This window comes from Chitinophaga varians, from assembly GCF_014529945.1.
GTDB lineage: Bacteria > Bacteroidota > Bacteroidia > Chitinophagales > Chitinophagaceae > Chitinophaga > Chitinophaga varians.
Genome location: NZ_JACVFB010000004.1, coordinates 324242 through 341653 on the forward strand (window position 1 = coordinate 324242; position 17412 = coordinate 341653).

General features: G+C 47.7%; 12 protein-coding genes. 9 read left to right on the forward strand and 3 right to left on the reverse strand.

Annotation, left to right across the window (positions count from 1 at the left end):
* Window positions 1-198 precede the first annotated feature (198 nt).
* Entirely contained in the window at window positions 199-567 is a 369-nt protein-coding gene (locus ICL55_RS21525) for a DUF1801 domain-containing protein (RefSeq protein WP_188101207.1), read from the forward strand.
* On the opposite strand, the gene ICL55_RS21530 is transcribed toward ICL55_RS21525, so the two are convergent.
* Entirely contained in the window at window positions 564-1523 is a 960-nt protein-coding gene (locus tag ICL55_RS21530; protein ID WP_188101210.1) for a glycosyltransferase family 10 domain-containing protein, read from the reverse strand. The two genes, ICL55_RS21525 and ICL55_RS21530, sit on opposite strands and share 4 nt — an antisense overlap.
* Window positions 1524-1736: 213 nt before the next feature.
* On the opposite strand from ICL55_RS21530, the gene ICL55_RS21535 reads away from it, so the two are divergent.
* From ICL55_RS21535 to ICL55_RS21545, 3 genes are all read left to right on the forward strand, one after another.
* On the forward strand, window positions 1737-2336 hold the full coding sequence (locus tag ICL55_RS21535) for a hypothetical protein (protein ID WP_223151538.1): 600 nt from the start codon (window positions 1737-1739) through the stop codon (window positions 2334-2336).
* 59 nt (window positions 2337-2395) lie between these two features.
* Window positions 2396-3382, forward strand: coding sequence for a WD40/YVTN/BNR-like repeat-containing protein (locus ICL55_RS21540; RefSeq protein ID WP_188101212.1), 987 nt, complete (start codon window positions 2396-2398; stop codon window positions 3380-3382).
* Window positions 3383-3616: 234 nt separating this feature from the next.
* A complete protein-coding gene (locus ICL55_RS21545) occupies window positions 3617-4483 on the forward strand; it encodes a 2OG-Fe(II) oxygenase (protein ID WP_343067840.1) in 867 nt (288 codons plus the stop codon).
* Between the two features lie 74 nt (window positions 4484-4557).
* Here the strand turns inward: ICL55_RS21545 and ICL55_RS21550 are convergent, their stop codons facing one another.
* Window positions 4558-6216 (reverse strand): ArnT family glycosyltransferase, encoded by a 1659-nt coding sequence (locus ICL55_RS21550; RefSeq protein WP_188101214.1) that lies wholly within the window; start codon window positions 6214-6216, stop codon window positions 4558-4560.
* A 302-nt stretch (window positions 6217-6518) separates the two neighbouring features.
* Here ICL55_RS21550 and ICL55_RS21555 point away from each other — a divergent pair, with 302 nt between their 5' ends.
* Entirely contained in the window at window positions 6519-7826 is a 1308-nt protein-coding gene (locus ICL55_RS21555; protein WP_188101216.1) for an erythromycin esterase family protein, read from the forward strand.
* Between the two features lie 98 nt (window positions 7827-7924).
* On the opposite strand, the gene ICL55_RS21560 is transcribed toward ICL55_RS21555, so the two are convergent.
* Entirely contained in the window at window positions 7925-10198 is a 2274-nt protein-coding gene (locus ICL55_RS21560; RefSeq protein ID WP_188101218.1) for a hypothetical protein, read from the reverse strand.
* 242 nt (window positions 10199-10440) lie between these two features.
* Here ICL55_RS21560 and ICL55_RS21565 point away from each other — a divergent pair, with 242 nt between their 5' ends.
* From ICL55_RS21565 to ICL55_RS21580, 4 genes are all read left to right on the forward strand, one after another.
* Window positions 10441-11001 (forward strand): RNA polymerase sigma-70 factor, encoded by a 561-nt coding sequence (locus tag ICL55_RS21565; protein ID WP_188101220.1) that lies wholly within the window; start codon window positions 10441-10443, stop codon window positions 10999-11001.
* 95 nt (window positions 11002-11096) lie between these two features.
* Window positions 11097-12083, forward strand: coding sequence for a FecR family protein (locus tag ICL55_RS21570; RefSeq protein ID WP_188101222.1), 987 nt, complete (start codon window positions 11097-11099; stop codon window positions 12081-12083).
* 88 nt (window positions 12084-12171) lie between these two features.
* On the forward strand, window positions 12172-15582 hold the full coding sequence (locus ICL55_RS21575; protein ID WP_246496472.1) for a TonB-dependent receptor: 3411 nt from the start codon (window positions 12172-12174) through the stop codon (window positions 15580-15582).
* 24 nt (window positions 15583-15606) lie between these two features.
* Window positions 15607-17391 (forward strand): RagB/SusD family nutrient uptake outer membrane protein, encoded by a 1785-nt coding sequence (locus tag ICL55_RS21580; protein WP_188101224.1) that lies wholly within the window; start codon window positions 15607-15609, stop codon window positions 17389-17391.
* The last annotated feature ends 21 nt before the right edge of the window (window positions 17392-17412 follow it).

Here is a 17412-nt window from a genome sequence, read left to right on the forward strand (position 1 = left end):
TCGAAAAGAATGCCAGCTTTTAAGTTTTTGGTTATGATGGTGTTATGGGTTTGTAAAACACGGGAGATGTCCGTTTTTGGTACAGGCGGCCGTACGAATGCGGACAAGCCCCTGTCGGCCGTTCATAGCATGGTGTCTACGGTCTCAACATAGTAATTTTTGAGGTAACTTAGATACAAGTCTGAAAATCTTATGAAGATGGATACCAACATATTATCCTTCCTGGACAGCTATCCGGCAACGGTGGCCACCCGGGCGCGTCAGTTGCGTGACACGCTGCTGGAGATGTTGCCGGGTATCATTGAGCAGCTGGACGTGCCGGCCAAAATGATCGCTTACACCTACGGTCAAAAATATACGCAGATGATCTGCACTCTTATCCCTTCGCAAAAGGGATTGAAGCTGGGGTTCTATAAAGGCAACGAGTTGCCCGATCCTGCCGGCATATTGAAAGGCAATGGTAAGATATCCCGCTATGTGGAAGTCAAGGATGATGAAACCCTGCATAGCGCTGCGCTGAAAAAGCTGGTAGGCGCAGCGCTACAGGCATATAGGGAAAGAATTTAGCGGTGTTTGCTGAGCGCCATGCTGATACTATTCTCCAACGTCACAAACATCTCATAAATGCGGTCAGCGGCATCCGGCCTGAATCGGTCCTGCATCACAAAGTCCGTATAGGCTTGCGGGTTGGTCTGCAACGTCTTCACTTTGTTTAAAAGCGCTGCGGGGTTTTTCTTATCATAAAAGAGGATGGCCTCTTTGTTCAGTATTGCCGGTTCAGGGTTGTTGTTATCTCCCCAGTAAATGGGGATACAACCACATTGAATCGCTTCAAAAACTTTCTCCGTCACATAGCCATGCCTGTCGGTGTTTTCCGGGCATATATTGAATTTGTACTGCCGGAGAAAATCCACTTTGTTATCATGGAATTCCTTTTTTAAGGAATCGGTGTTGTTCATAAACTTACCGGCACTGTCCACTTTCTCCACGGTACTGATCAATTCAAATAACTTCTTCCGGTTACCGTTTTTATCATGACTACAAATCAGGGAGCAGAAACGCTGTTTGTCGGCAATGGTGCTGCCTGCGTTTTGTCTGATACCATCAACTTTGGCTTTGATAGACGCATAGGTGCTGTCAGCCTCAAACAAAAACAGTAACCACAACGGAAACCGGACATAGCCCGGGCGATGTATATAATCAAATCCGATGGACACGTCCACGAAGTCAGCGCAGTAATCGCGGTATTTTGGAAATCGGGCCAGGTTTTCTCCGGAGAAAAACACTTTGGTTTTTGAGGGACTTTTCCGGATATGCGATTTCTCTCCGAAAAGCGATGACAGCAGCAGTGAATTGTCTTTATGCAGGATGTCACCAAATCTGGCAGTGACAAAATGATAGAGCCACAGGTCTTTGCTGGCTTGTCCGGGCCAGAAATTCAGTACTTCTATGCCGTTTTCAAAAGGTGTATAGGTGTAGTTGTCTTCAGTTTTGAATAGTTTATCCCAGAAATTAAGTCTCATGTAACAATTGATAAATTGTAGTGGCCGGCTATGACATGGTTCCTTTTGCCGCAATGCCGCAAAGGTACAACGGATTCGGCTATCCGGGAAATATTAATAAAAGGTTAAGCCGGGGGATGCCGATGCGCACTTATTTCCGGAAAGGATAATTTTATAAATTTGATTTTCAGGAGGATATATCATAGACATGAAGTTTGAAAAACGACCCGGCAGTTGAAAAATGATCCTGAAAAAAAACGGAATAAGGTTATCATGATGACATATTTGTACACGGCACGCGCCAGGTTTGATAAAAATCATACGGATGATTTCTCCTGGTCTGGATATATTCAATGGAGCAGGCTGGAACAGCTTACAGAGCTGGTTTCTCTGGATACGGGTTTAAATGAAGTGTTGGTGGAGCCTGATCGTGACAGTGACGAAGACAGGAAAGAAATAGTACTGGAGAGTTGTTATGAAACAGGGCTCTTCAGGACACAGGAGTATGTGCTCAGGAAGAAGAACGGCCCGGAAAAATTTAGTTTATTGGCCGTGGTGATCGAGCCGGAATCTGATTGTGCTTTGATTCACCTGGAGAATTATGAATTTCTGGGCTATGAACTTTTAGATCAATACTATGATACCAGCGCATTAACTAACTGTGGCGGATTTGACGAAACGTTTCTTCCTGGTGATTTAAATGAGTTTGGGTTGATTGATCATTACGAAAAAGCCTATGCCATTCGGGAAAATCTGCTAAAAAATAATCCGGGGGAAGACCATGCAGATACGATCGTGATTGCCATTTGGCGTCATCGTTCCATAGGATGGTGAGGATTAAATATGGCTTAAAATATCTATTTTTAGCGGATCGCCTAAAATGTAACATACCTATGAACATGCAACTTTTGAAGGTCGTGAATGGCCTTAGACCCCGGACAGTGCTGGCACTTATTATCCAGGACGACGGCAGCCTGGATAACCCGGGACAGTTGATCTACGATGACTTCTCCGGACCGAAGACGACCTCCTCCGTGATTTTCTATAACAGTGACAGTATCTATGATGTGTGGGTGTCTCCAACAGGGGATATCTGGTTGTGCAGTTCTTACGGCAATGTATACACTACGGCCAATGTCAAATTTCCTGAAAGTCCGGTGAAGTCGCCCTATGATCTGGACCATGATGATATCCGTAATAGTGGCTTTGACTGGAAAATGTACTGTCTGGACGCTGTTCAGAATGGCGTGTCGATCTGGTCGCCGGACGGTACTAATATCTTCGTCGGAACCTATTCAGGCCATGTTTATCTATGGGATGGCCAAACCTGGACCCGGCAGGAAACGCCTGTCAGTCAAAATGACGGAAAATACATCACCCATTTTGCCGGTGCTGCTGCTAACGACGTGTATGCTATTGGGTCACATTCCCGTGAGCTGCTGCATTACAATGGAGAAGTCTGGGAAGGTACAGCCTATGACGAAAACAAACACGGAAGTATGGCCGCTGACGGGATTGCGCGAACGCCTGCCGGCGATTATTACCTGGCCAGTGAAGGAGGAAGGGTTTGGAAAACCCGCGATGGTCAACATTTTGAGCTGGTGGCAGCAGATCCCGGACTGGACTTCGCAGGCCTCACTTATGCGCATGACCAGATCATCCTGGCGGCCGGAGAGAAAGGCGTTTACGGGATTCAGGAGGGGAAGCTGTTGAACCTCCGCAATACGTTTAGTGCGGAGACGGTGGCGGGAGAAGGCGCTCAGGCTGTTTTTGTCCGCCCGGCGAAGGAGGACAAGGATGGGACCATGCTCAACTATGCCGTATATACGGGAGCTGAAACCAGGCCCTGGGTTGGATATTCTGTTTTCTTTGGTAAATAAGTAGGGGGAAGACAGCCCGAAGGCGTCTGATAAAGGGAGGTGCCCGAAGGGGCCGGAGAGTTAGCGAACTCTTACGCCAAATGGTCGTTAAAAGGAGCATTTATCGCCGGCTTTTCCTGAGGTACGGCCGTTTTCCCGATGTAGGAAATATTTTGGACATCCCCCTTGCTGAAACGAATAATATTTACATTATATTTATGGCTCCTTTGAAAGTCATGCCTAAAAACTCAAGAAGTGCAAACTATCACTGAAACTGCGGAAAACACGCAATTATTCGATTACGCTCATTGGAATGCTCAGCTGCCTACACTAAGCAAAGATTACCAGGGGGCCAGTCCTTATCCTCATATTGTATTGGAAAATTTCATGAACCCCGACGTATTAGCTACATGCGCCCGGGAGTTTGATAAATTAAATGAGGAAGAAGGATGGATCAACTATGTCCATTACAATGAAAACAAAGCCGGGTTAAATAAACTCGATTTGTTGCCGACTACCATCAAGCGGACCATTAATGAGCTGAATTCCCCGGAATTCCTGGAATTCCTCAGTAAGCTGACCGGCATAAAAAATCTGAAGAAAGATGATCTCCTGGAAGGTGGTGGCATACATCAGTCCAAAAGAGGAGGCTACCTGAACATCCATGCCGATTTTACCGTACATCCGCACCATCGCCACTGGCAACGCCGGGTAAACGTGCTGGTATACCTCAACCCCGACTGGGTAGAGGAATGGGGTGGTAAGCTGGAACTGTGGGATACACAGATGAAAGCCTGTGAGAAGAAAGTGCTGCCCGTTTTTAACCGCTGCGTGATTTTCAACACAGATGCAGACTCCTACCACGGACATCCGGAACCTACTACCTGCCCGGAAGACCGCCACAGAAGATCTATCGCTTTGTATTATTATACCGAAGAAGCACAGCCTTTCCGCAGAGCTACCCACTACATGGTACGCCCCGGAGAAGAGAAAAAGAAATTCATGGTGAAACTGGATAATACCATGGTGGCTGTTTACACAGAAATCAAAGGTATGCTGGGATCAAACGATAAAGTGATCAGCAAGGTATTGCGGTTCTTCTCCCGTAAGAAGAAGAAATAGTATACCGGATTCAAATCATAAAAGAAAAGGCGTTGAAATCATTTCAACGCCTTTTCTTTTTATTATCTAACCAGTTATTTCACCGGTTCTCTTTTCAGAAATACAAATCCGTTTTTACGATACAGTTCCTTTAAGGAGTACTGCTGGTAATCGTTTACCCGGTCTACTTTGGTGACAAAATAAGCGGGTTTATCGATATTCCCTGTCAACAGCCAGGATTCTTCATAAGAGTTGGGATTCGTTGGTTTCTCTTTATGGGTGTAGAAGAAAGGGGCATAGCTCCAGTAACCTAAGCAGGTGACGTAGCAATCTTCTCCCTGGCGCTGCTCAAAGAACTCGATGGCGGCGGCCTGTGAATACTTCTCTACTTTCGGTACGATGATCGCTGCTGCCATGAAAATCACCAGGCCGGTTCCCACAAAGTAGGCGGTGGCGGCTTTGATGAAGGCGTGTTTGCGCAGCTGTATCAATCCTACGATAATGGTGACCACCATTAAGATGCCCACAGAACCTTCCAGACCGCTCCAGTGTACATCAGCCGCCATATTCGCCTGCGCGAAGGTGTCGTGCACATAAGGGATGAGTCGTTTGATATTTAAGGCGATCAGCGTAACGGCCAGCAGTACGATGGCGATGATCGCTCCCAGGATGGTGGTGAATACGCCCACATATTTTTTGTAATCCATCTCTTTCCTGTCCCATTTATAAAAGGAATAGGCTGCCAGGAAGGTTACCGGGAACCAGGCCAGTGAAGAGTAGTGGATGATACGGGACTGTACAATGGTGAATAAGATGGTCACCACCCAGAATAATAATATCATCCAGATTTTAAAGTCTTTATCATACTTGCTGGTGTAGCGGCCCTTAAAGAATGCCGGGATCGCAAAAAGGGAGGCCGGGAAACAGCCGATGAGCAGTACTACATAGTGATATCCCCAGAAGCCTTCCTGTCCGGCATCGTGGGTGGTAAAGAGACGATATTGGTACTTTAAAAATTCGGTAATAAACCACGGACCGTTTTTGGCGGTTTCATATCCGTACCAGGTGGCGGTCACCAAAGCCGTTACGATCAGGAACAGTAACGCATGCCACCAGTTGAAATAGATCCTGAAGCGGTTGTAGAAGAAATACACACCCAATACCATCAGGAACACCATCAGGGCCACCTGCCCTTTGGTGAGGATGGCCAGTCCCATAAAAATGCCTGACCAAACGGCATAAAACACCGGTTTCTTGTTGAGGTCGTCCTTGTCAAATCCATTTCGCTTCCAGTGATACAATATAAAATAGTAGAGCGCCAGGAAGGTGAACAGGTTGAACCACGGATCAATGATACCGGATTTGAAGTACATATTGGGGAAAAGGGAGCCACCAAATGCCAGCGCCCACAGGATACCAAACTTTCTGTCGTATAACCTGGTACCACAAACGAAAAGTACAATCAGCGTCACAATACCGCAAACTGCATTGGGGAAGCGCGCGGCAAATTCATTCACCCCAAATATCTTCATGGACAGGCTCTGCATCCAGAAGAACATGGGCGGCTTTTCCCAGAACGGCTTGAAATTGACATAAATCCTGGTGTAATCGTCCAGTTTCAGCATTTCTCTGGAACACTCTGCAAAGTTGATCTCATCCCAGTCAAATAGATGCACACGCCCCAGGAAAGGAATGAAAAAAAGCGCTGCAATTACGGCCAGTAATAGAATAGTCGATAGTTTGGGTGTACGCATGTGTACTGTATGTAAATGATTGTATTGAACAAATATATGTTGGTATATTATCATTTGCAAATCTGCCGGGCGAAATGGCCCGCTGGCAGCTGTGGAAAAGCGTGTATCCGGCCGCTGATACATCCTTTGAGCAATATGGAAGGAGAAAATAGCGCTGCTGGCCGGAAAGATTCGATGAAACCCTGCTTTTTTTCGACAAAACAAGACCCCGGGCGCTTTAACAGAAAATGGATCTGTTTCAGAGAATTAGCAGGGACAGGGAAGGTAGCCTGCTTTTTCTTTGCGCCATAAATAATCTATTTATGAGATACCTGCTCGTCATCTTACTGCTGCATACGGCTTTATTCAGTGGGGCGCAAACCCAACAGCAAATTAATAATGTTAAAACTGTCGTTGACCACAAGACAGGCCGGTGGCTCGACAGCCTGATGGCGGTGGTGGGAGACAAGCGGATCGTGGCACTGGGAGAAGATACCCACGGCACCGGAGACTTTTATGAACTGAGGGCTGCCATTACCCGGCGCCTGATCATGGAAAAAGGATTCAACACGGTCATCCTCGAAAATCCGCACGAAGACATGATGGCCCTGCAGGAAGGATTGCCACATGAAAAGCTGGATACCCTGATGCGGCGGCACCTGTTTGCTATTTACCAGACCAAACAGATGAAGGATTTTTTAGTCTGGGTTAAAAAATATACCAGGAAAGGGAAGGCGCTGCGCCTGGCCGGTTGCGATGACAGCTTTCGCGAAATCCTTCCTCAGGCATTAATAAGGGAAACAGCAAAGTATGGCAATAATGAGTTGAATCATCTTTGCCAGGAGTTCCTGCTGCGACAAACGCTGTCCATTAAAGCGTTTTATCAGCGCCAACCATCTCCCCAACCTGATTCCCTGCCCGGCGAAATGGCTTTTGGACTGGCTACTTATCGCCTGCTGGAAAGAATTGATACGGTATGCCAGCAGTTGCATATCAACAGCCCGGAGACGAAGGAACTGATTTTTCATGCGAAGACATCCTGTGTTTATTATGAGCGAGTGGCAAGAAAAGCCGCTGTTTCACGCGATGAAATCATGGCTGATCGTATCAACTATTACGCTGCGGACAGTAATGCCAAAATAATTGTATGGGCGCATAATGCACATGTGGCCAAATATGCCTGGCTGTACGATGAACTGGGACTGATGGGTGCCACGGTCGCCAAACAATTTCCCGGAGCGTATTTGTCTATCGGCATGAGCAGCGGCGAGGGGAGTTATTCGTATATCAAAAACCGTTTTATTAATGACGACCATCACTTTACAGACACCCTGTATCATGGTATCCTGCGCCCGAATAAGACCGGTTCCTGGAACGAATTATTGATGAACAACGTATCTGGGGATTATTTTCTTGACTTTTCCAGGTTGACTGCCGCTGAGCGAACCGGTTTCGATGAAAAGAAAACACTGAAGTTAATGGGGTATGGAAAGCAGCGTGAAAAAGAAGAGGAATACTATGAGGTGTCGCTTGCGCGGATGTTCGATATCCTGATCTTCCTGAGAAAAACGGCCCACACCACGGCGTTGTTCCCCGACGTTACGATAAAGCGTACTACACAAAACCAATAACCACCATCTCAGGCTGCCTTCATCCGGCATAAAAACCGGACAAAGTGAAATGATGTTCACTTTGTCCGGTTGTACGTACTATTATCAGATTATTTTTATCAATACCCGCGGGCTCTTGTCAGTTGAACAAACAACTTTTTCCCGGAGCCATCGCGGTTCGTTTTATATAAATTCCAGGTGTTGGCATCTACAGCCTCTAGGTGAAATGACAGGGAAGGATCTGCCAGTGCTGTTTTTACCCAGCGGGGGAAAGCGTTTGCAGCTCTCGCATCTTCCCAGGTCCTGATGGTTTTAAAAATCTCGTTCTTCTGAGGGCAGCTCTCCACGTCCTTTTGGTTGAGGTATAAACTATAGGTAGTACCTACCCCTACAGAAATGGCCTGGATATGGTCGTATTGTGCCACTGTAGAATGGGCTTTGATGGGAAAATTTCCGCCCATTCCTACCGGGAAAAAGTTAGCATAAGTAACATCCCGGAGGTCTTTGCCCTGGCTGGTGGTGCTTCCCCACTCCCTGGTATCAGCATCGTAGAGGTTCTTTCCTCCGCCTACATTCCAGATGCTCTGGTAATGCCAGGAACCTTCCGATAAGGTAGCGCCGGTAAAGCGGATGGAAGGCAGTCCCAGCTTAGCCGCTCTTTCAAACATTTTACGGAAGAAACGTTTGGCGGAGTAGTAGCCATGTCCGTTGTTGAACAAAAACTCCTGGCCGTCGAGATCATAATACCTTAAGCCGTTGAGGTGGCAGACATCTGCATAGTAGGCCGCCATTTCATCCTGTAACTGCATATTGGGTATAATGCCATCGTAGCCATAGTTGATGGTTACCTGGAGTTTATATACCGTGTCCCGCAGCTGATGGCTGGCTGGTTGCGTGTTCCAGTAGCCTCGTTTTACCTGCAGCAGCCGATGAGGCGCCTTGTCTGAAACGCCCAGGTAGTGGATCAGTTCCTTCCCGATTTTTATCATATTCAGGTTGGCGCAATGTCCTTCCCAGCTGGCAATTTCTTCCAGGTGCTTAGGATCATCCACTATGATAACGGTGTCGGTGGGACTAAGGGCCGCCATCAGCAAACGGCGTTGCTGGTAGCAGAGGCTGTCGCTGGGAACGGGACTGGCGTCCAGGGTGCCCGGCGCCAATGCATTGGTGATCGTCGTTCTGCCTATGGTGACGCCATATTTTGCGGCCATGTCCGCAAATGCTTTGTGCGACACGTTGCCAGCGGTTAAATGGATGGGCCGCTTCTCGAAATTCTTTCCGTCGATGTAGCCATGATTGCCCCGGTCAGGTCTCAGGAAACCCTGATCATATAAGCTGATCGTCTTAAAACCGAGTCTCGCTGTATAGGATATAATACTGTCGTACAGATTACCACTGGTAATGGCGTCCGGAACATACGCAGCAGGGTCTTTTACCCATCTGCCATTAATTGTCGGATAGGGGAGTTGTTCCTTCAATACAATATGCTGCATTACATCCAGCAAGGCGGTGCTGTCCGGGCTGCCCCATAAGGCGATGGAAGAGCCTATGTAGTCCACTCCCGGCAACGGTTGCACTTGTATGTGGTTGGGCGTATTGGCAGCCATATTCGGGATCAGCGAATAATTGACTTCTCTCTCAAAAGACCGGTCCCTCGACTGATAGGTAATCGATATCCTTCCTTTGTCATCCACGCTGGCTGCATTGCCATACATGATCCTGTAGTAGGGTTCTTTGTGGGCATAAAAAGCTACATCGCTCACCCCATCGCCGCCCAGCGTAAATACCTGGCCTTCATGCAGACTGTCAGGCAAAGGGTAGCGTGTTGCATCAGGAGAATGGATGATATATTGAAACGGCGCTGCGTCAGCGATAGTTTCCGCAGTGCCTCCAAGCGTATTGTCGTTTAAGGCCAGCATACCGATGGCGTAATTCACGGCATGGCTGGTATCGCGGCTTACGCCGATGATTTCGCCAAACAGATTGGTAATATTGGTATGATACGCGCCCCATTGAATAACATCGATGCCATTCCGTGGAGCGAGGGACTGCAGCGTGAGTTTAAAATATTTTTCCTGTGGCTGAATGGCAATTTGGGCCACTGATCCGTTGGCGTAACGCAGCAACAGGGTTTTGTTTCCCTTGTTGTACGTGGCTTTTATAGGTTGATAGAAAACTTTTTGCTGACTGTTATATAAGCTCATCAGGGGAGACGGCTTGTCGGCCGGACTAAATTCCCTGTTGGGCGTTACCGAGATATTCTTCATACTGGTGATCCATCCTTTCCCGTTGATGTGAATTTTAAAATACTTCGTATTAAAATCACATTGCGCAGACAGGCTGTAGGTAAGCGTGCACGCGATAAGCAGCGTAATGATTTTCTTTATGACCATCTTGTAAAAGTAGGGAAGAAAGCAGGTAGAATACAGTGCGAAATTAGCTAATTCCTATGTTTTATTTGCCCGGTACAGGAAAACAGGGCTGCGTATCTCCCTTGCTTCCCTGAAAAGTTTCATCAAAAGAAACTCCGCGCGTGGCAGAATCATACAGTCAGTCGATTTTAATATTATATTTGTCAATAAGACAATTTATTTTTATGCAATTGGAATTTTGCATAATCTGATATTTTATTTTCATGCGCGAAGATATCCCTGAACTGCGAGACAGAATACATCATGGTGATACACAGGCATTTAAAGAATTATACGATTGCTGTAGCGCTCCATTGCTGCAGTTAGCCCTGGCCATCGTTCATAACAGGGAAATGGCGGAAGAAGTGGTAGCTGATGTATTTATTGCCATATGGCGGCAGCAGAAAGACCTGCTTCAGGTAAGTAATCTGAAATGGTATCTCTATGCCTCTACCCGCAATATTGCGCTTAACTACCTCCGTAAATATGCCCACAGGAAAACGTTGCATCTCGATGAAGCATATGGGCTTGAATATGAAATAAACCCGGAGAATCAACTCATTAATAATGAAATGATACGCCATATCAACATCGCTATTAATGAACTGCCACCGCAGTGCCGCATCATCTTTAAACTGGTAAAGGAAGACGGGATGAAATACCGGGAGGTAGCTGACCTGCTGAACATATCCATCAAAACCGTGGAGAACCAGGTGGGCATCGCGCTGAAAAAGCTGACCAAAACGAAGGCCTTCCTCTTCACGCCGCATTCCGGGCATCAGTAAACGCGCTAAAAAAAGTTGCCCCTTTGGGGGTATTTCCTCTTTCGTGTTGTCTTATATCCCTGAGCATCATTTGTTCAATAATTTTCAATATTTCTATGAGCAACGATCGTATCTGGATATTACTCGGTAAACAGCTCAGCGGCGATATTTCTTCCTCGGAACTGGTTGAACTGGAAACATTAATGAAAGATGATCCGGAAGTGGAGGCATCCCGGGAATTGGCCGCCGCCATTTGGCAGACACCCTTGCGGGAGGTGGGTAGCGCTGATAGCAGTAAGGAACGTATCTGGAACATGATCGATACACAAACAAAGCCGCGCTATCGCCGGCCGGTTATCCGGAGGCTGGCCACCGCCGCCGTGGCGGCAGTAGTAGTAACGGCCGTATGGGCAGGATGGCGATATACGCATCCTGCTGCATCCTCGCCACAGCAGCTCCATTCCTTCGCCGGAGGTAAATCCCGGATGGTACTTCCTGATGGCTCCACGGTATGGCTCAACGCCAATAGCCGGCTCCATTACGAAGAAAGCGGTTTTGGCCGGCAACACCGGGAAATAACGCTCTCCGGAGAAGCCTATTTTAATATCGCTAAAAATGATCGTGTCCCGTTTATTGTCCATGCAGGCAAGGTCAACATTCGCGTACTGGGCACTGCCTTTAACGTGAAAGCCTATGCAAACGACAGCATCGTGTCCACTACGCTGGTCAGCGGAAAAGTGGCCATATCGTTTCAGGGGAAAACGATGGTGCTGCATCCGGAAGAAAAAATAACGGTACCGGTAACCAGTCCGGCTCCTGTATTTCAACAGCAGCACCTGGAAAAAGACAGCAGCGGCCAGCTCCCGGAGATATCCTGGCTGGACAACAAACTGGTATTTGACAATCATGCATTTTCCGAACTGGCAGACAAAATGAGCCAGTGGTACGGTGTTACCTTTCATTTCGAATCCACTGACCTGCAACAATTGCGTTTTTCAGGAATTATCAACACAGAATCACTGGATGAGGCGCTGAAAATGCTGCAGCTTTCACGCCCGTTTACTTTTCGGATCAACGGGAAAGATGTGTACATCAGTAAATGACATCATCGTCCTGATCTTTAAAAATTAAGAGTATGACATAGCAACGCTACCACACGCTACTTTCCTTCACCCTTTTATATTCCATGTTATGAAATTAATGTTCCTACGGGCTTTAAATAAAAGCCTGCCTGGCGGACTGACGGCCCTTCTCACGGCGGCCCTGTTGTTCGCCGGTATTATGCCTTCATCTGCCATCATTACCATCCAGGAAAAGATCAGTATCTCTCTGGAAAAAGTCAGCATTAAAACCGTGCTGAAAACGATTCAACAGAAAAGCCGCTACCGGCTTATTTACAACGACGATATCCTTCCCTCAGAACCACCAGTATCCATTCACGCAGAAAATGCCACTGTAGAGCAACTGCTCTCACAAACCTTTGCCGGCACAATGTTGCGTTACACGGTAATGGATAACGACGCTATTGTGATTGCGGCCGACAATAGCAGCGCCATCAAAATAAGCGGCATCGTGAAAAATGAGCGCGGCGTGCCGCTTATCGGCGTATCTGTAAAAATAAAAGGTACCAGTATTGGCACCACTACCAATGAAGCCGGGCATTTTGAATTGCAGGCCGCGGCGGGCGTTACGCTCGTATTCAGTTACGTTGGATACGAACAAAGCGAAGTGATAAGTACCGCTGAGCCGCTCAACGTTGTCCTGAAAGAAAGCGCCAGCGGCTTAAACGAAGTGGTGGTAGTTGGTTACGGTACGCAGCGGAAAACCTCTTCAACAGCGTCTGTAGCTGCTGTGCAGGGAAAGGAACTGGCAAAATCACCGGTCACCAATATCTCCAATTCACTGGCCGGGAATATTTCCGGTATTAGTATGCGCCCCAATGGCGGCCAGCCCGGAAGGGATAATCCTGATATCCATATCAGGGGAATCGCTACTACCGGTAATAACGCACCGCTTATCGTAGTAGATGGTATCATCCGCAACAACATCAACGAGATTTCGCCCGCTTCCATTGCTTCCGTTACCGTATTGAAAGATGCTGCGGCCGTAGCGCCCTATGGACTAGGGGGCGCAAACGGTGTGATCCTCATCACCACCAAACGGGGCCAAACAGGCATGCCTGCTCTTTCCCTCCATACCTATTACGGATGGCAAACACCTACCTACTACCCCAAAATGCTGAACGCCCAGGACTATATGCGCCTGCGTAATGAGGCCTACAGGAACGAAAATCCCGGAGGGACACAACAACCTTTCACAGAAGAGCTCATTAATAGTTATGCCGACCTGAATGCCAAAGACCCCGACAAATATCCCATCAGCAATACGAAAGACCTGGTACGGATGCATGCGCCCATTCAAAATTATAACCTGCAGTTGAGCGGCGGTACTAAAGTCGTGAGATATTATGCCGGCCTTGGTTTCCTCAAACAGGACGGTATGTTTGACCCGGTGAACTACAGGCGGTATGATTATAATGTTAACATGGAAGTGAGTGCAACCGCTACTACTACCGTATCGCTGTCCATCCTCGGCGCGATCGAAAATACCAATAGTGTGGATGCGGCCACCACACCGGGACAATTGTTCCGGAGCGCCTATAAGTTGATTCCCATTACCAACCTGTATTATAGCAATGGTCTCTGGGGTGAGTTTGCGGGCAACTCTCCGGTAGGTATCCTGAATGCTGGTTATTCCCACCGCAAGGCGACGTCGTTGCTCACGACACTTTCCGTGGAGCAGCAGCTGCCTTTTGTGAAAGGACTCAGCATGAAGGGAACTTTTAGCTATGATCCCAATGACTTCACGGTGAAAGGATGGCACACCCCTTTTTATTTCTATTCTCAGAATACCACCACTACCCCTTACTCCTATACGAAACAGATATCCACTTCAGAAGGCAGCGCAGCCCCATACACCTGGCTCAATCAGGAGTACGCTAAAAATCAGTATTTCACCTACCAGGGATTCCTCAATTATCACAACACCTTCGGCAAGCATGATTTCACGGGGCTGCTGGTGGCAGAAGCCCGTAAGAATGACTCCACAGGTTTTTCTGCGCGGCGCAACAATTTTGCGGTAAACATCGATGAGCTGGGCATGGGCAGCTCCAATAAAAATGATTTTGACAACAATGGTTCAACCATTACCGGCAGTCAACTTGGATTTGTATATCGCTTAGGCTACATCTACGATCATAAATATCTTTTCGAGGCGGCCGGCCGGTACGATGGCCACTACTATTTTGCGCCCGGAAAACGCTGGGGTTATTTCCCGGCCTTCTCCGCCGGCTGGATCATTTCGGAAGAAGCGTTTATGGCGGGTCTTTCCTCCACCTTGAGCTATCTGAAATTAAGAGGCTCCTGGGGAAAATCAGGTAACCTGGCCGGAGCAGCCTTCCAGTACCTGAACGGCTATAATTTATACGGTAACGCCTATGCCTTCGGTAACGGAAGCATGGTGCAGGGTTCCAATATCACCCGCGAGCCCAATCCGAATATCACCTGGGAGATATCCACCAAAACAGATATAGGGCTGGACCTTACGCTATGGAAAGGATTGCTCAAACTGGAACTGGATTACTTTCATGAAAGAAGAACAGGCATGCTACTGCCGCCGGCGGTAACAGTGCCGGTAGAATACGGCCTCAATCTTTCCGACGAAAATGAAGGCATCATGGAAAATCGTGGTATCGAAATCTCTGCCGGTACCAGCCACCGGTTCTCCAATGGTTTGCAGTTAAACCTCTCCGGCAATTTCAGTTATGCCAAAAATAAAATGGTCCAGGTGTTTGAAACCTCGGCCACCCGCGATAACCCTAATCGCAGCAGAACAGGCAGGCCTTCCGGTACCCAGTTTGGCTATCATGCACTGGGACTGTTTTCACAGGCAGACGATAAAAACAACGACGGTATTATCAATGCTGATGACGGATATAATGTTACCCAGTTTGGTGTATTGCATCCCGGCGATATCCGCTATGCGGACATTAGCGGCCCCAATGGCAAACCAGATGGAAAAATTGACTCCTATGATGAAGTAGTGACCGGCAACCCGGTATATCCTTTCATCACGTACGGCTTCACGCCCAGTGTCTCCTGGAAAGGATTTGACCTCAGCCTGTTCTTCCAGGGATCTGCCCTCGCCAGCCTTAATATCCGTGGCTTTCAGACAGTGCCCTTTAATAACAACAACAGTAATTCTGCCTATGAATACTATAATAACCATTGGACACCCAATACCCCGGATGCAAAGTATCCGCGTGCCAATCAGTCGCCTTATGCCAACAACACCCAAAATTCTGATTTCTGGATGATGAAAACGGGCTATCTCCGCTTAAAGACCGCTGTACTGGGATACACCCTTCCATCCAATATTTCCAAAGCGATGAAGATGCAGGCCCTCCGTTGTTATTTCTCCGGCCAGAACCTGCTCACCTTCAGCAAAATGAAATTCATGGACCCCGAAGTAGGCTACACCGACCTTGAAACAGCCTATCCCAACCAAAAGGTATTTGTGTTTGGCCTGAATGTCACTTTTTAGATTCATCCTGTTAAACTAGTTATCATGAAACGATATATCAAGCTATTGCCTGTTGCCATACTGTTACTCGGTATCCTGTCGTGCAAAAAAGAATTCCTCGAAAACACGGATAAAACAAAACTCACGGATGACATCCAGTGGAGCTCAGAAGGGAACGCAGACCTTTTCCTCAACGATATCTACAGTGCATTGCCCAACTACTGGAATCAACCGGAAAACCTGGATAATTTTACCGATGATAACGATGCGGGGTTTTACTATACTTCCTATAACTGGAAACAGGGTATCGTAGAAGCTTCTTCCAACGACTATACGATATGGGGCGGTATCACCGGTTCAGGAGATCTCACCAACTGGACCACCACCTTCACCAATATCCGAAAATGTAACACCTTCATTACAGCCGTGCGTAAGAACGCTACCAATTTCTCACCGGAGTGGCTGAACAAACGGCTGGACGAAGCCCGGTTTATTCGTGCTTTTTTTTATAGCGAGCTGTGGATGCATCTGGGAGGACTGCCCATTATTACCGCCCCTGCTGAAAGACGCGCCATGGACAGCGCCGCCATTTATACTCCCCGGAGCACCTTCGCGGAAACAGTAAATTTTATTACCAGCCAGCTGGACTCCGTTGTTAAAGACGGCTATCTGCCGGCTAAATACAACAAGGGCGATGCTAATGCCGGCCGGGCTACCGCCGGCGCCGCCCTGGCCTTAAAAGGGTGGGTGGAACTATATGCTGCCAGCCCCGCATTTAATGATGCACAGCCCGCCGCAGGCAATGATCCTTACAAAGTGGCCGGTTTCAATAACTACGACGCCCAACGCTGGGCAAAGGCGGCCGCTACCTTCAAACAATTCATAGACCTGTATGGCAATGGCAAAGTATATGAACTTTTTCCGGAAACTTCCGCTATTTGGTATGAAGCCAATGAATACCATTCAGAGGTGATATGGGACCGCCAGGTAGTAGCCAACATTATGGGATCGTCTTTTGAACAATATGGTGGCCCCGTGTGGATCAATGGCGCCTACTATACCTGGGGCAACTATTGCCCTACGCAGGAACTGGTGGACCAGTTTTATATGGCCAACGGTAAGTCCATCACCGACCCCGCTTCCGGCTATGATCCGCAACACCCCTACATAGGCCGTGAAAAACGCTTCTACGACTGGATCGTATATGACGGTGCTCCTTATAAAATGACATGGATGGACAAAGGTGATACGATATATACCCGTATTGACAAAGTGAATCCCTCCAAAAACCAGATTGACTTCGGGACCGATGACGTGAGCAATACCGGCTATTACTTTAAAAAGCGGCTTAACCCGCTGGTACGGCCCGGTGGCGGCGCTGTCAGCGGCGCCAACTTCATTTACTACCGTTATGCAGAGGTACTGCTGGGCTATGCAGAAGCACAGAACGAAGCCGCAGGGCCCGATGCTACGGTATACAACGCCATCAACCAGATCCGCAAAAGAGCAGGTCTTCCCGATATCACGCCGGGGTTATCGCAGGCAGAAATGAGGGCCGCTATTTACAACGAAAGAAGGGTGGAACTCTGCTTTGAAAACAAAAGGTTTTATGATATCATACGCTGGAAAACCGCCAATACCGTGATGAATGTCGACAAGCATGCTATGAAGATCAGCAATACAATACCCGATAATAATGCCGGCGTATGGAAATATGAGATCGTGCCGCTGAACCATCCGCATGTGTTTACCCGCAAAATGTACCTGAATCCTATTCCGCAGGACGTAATAGACAGAAATCCAAAGATTGTGCAGAATCCGGGATATTGAGTGGAGAAAATACGATGGGCT

What these genes read in the sequence shown, in the direction of transcription:
- ICL55_RS21530 (WP_188101210.1), bottom strand. Translation starts at nt 1,523, where the DNA reads ATGAGACTTAATTTCTGGGATAAACTATTCAAAACTGAAGACAACTAC.
- ICL55_RS21555 (WP_188101216.1), top strand. Translation starts at nt 6,519, where the DNA reads ATGAGATACCTGCTCGTCATCTTACTGCTGCATACGGCTTTATTCAGT.
- ICL55_RS21565 (WP_188101220.1), top strand. Translation starts at nt 10,441, where the DNA reads ATGCGCGAAGATATCCCTGAACTGCGAGACAGAATACATCATGGTGAT.
- ICL55_RS21550 (WP_188101214.1), bottom strand. Translation starts at nt 6,216, where the DNA reads ATGCGTACACCCAAACTATCGACTATTCTATTACTGGCCGTAATTGCA.
- ICL55_RS21570 (WP_188101222.1), top strand. Translation starts at nt 11,097, where the DNA reads ATGAGCAACGATCGTATCTGGATATTACTCGGTAAACAGCTCAGCGGC.
- ICL55_RS21540 (WP_188101212.1), top strand. Translation starts at nt 2,396, where the DNA reads ATGAACATGCAACTTTTGAAGGTCGTGAATGGCCTTAGACCCCGGACA.
- ICL55_RS21575 (WP_246496472.1), top strand. Translation starts at nt 12,172, where the DNA reads ATGAAATTAATGTTCCTACGGGCTTTAAATAAAAGCCTGCCTGGCGGA.
- ICL55_RS21580 (WP_188101224.1), top strand. Translation starts at nt 15,607, where the DNA reads ATGAAACGATATATCAAGCTATTGCCTGTTGCCATACTGTTACTCGGT.
- ICL55_RS21525 (WP_188101207.1), top strand. Translation starts at nt 199, where the DNA reads ATGGATACCAACATATTATCCTTCCTGGACAGCTATCCGGCAACGGTG.
- ICL55_RS21560 (WP_188101218.1), bottom strand. Translation starts at nt 10,198, where the DNA reads ATGGTCATAAAGAAAATCATTACGCTGCTTATCGCGTGCACGCTTACC.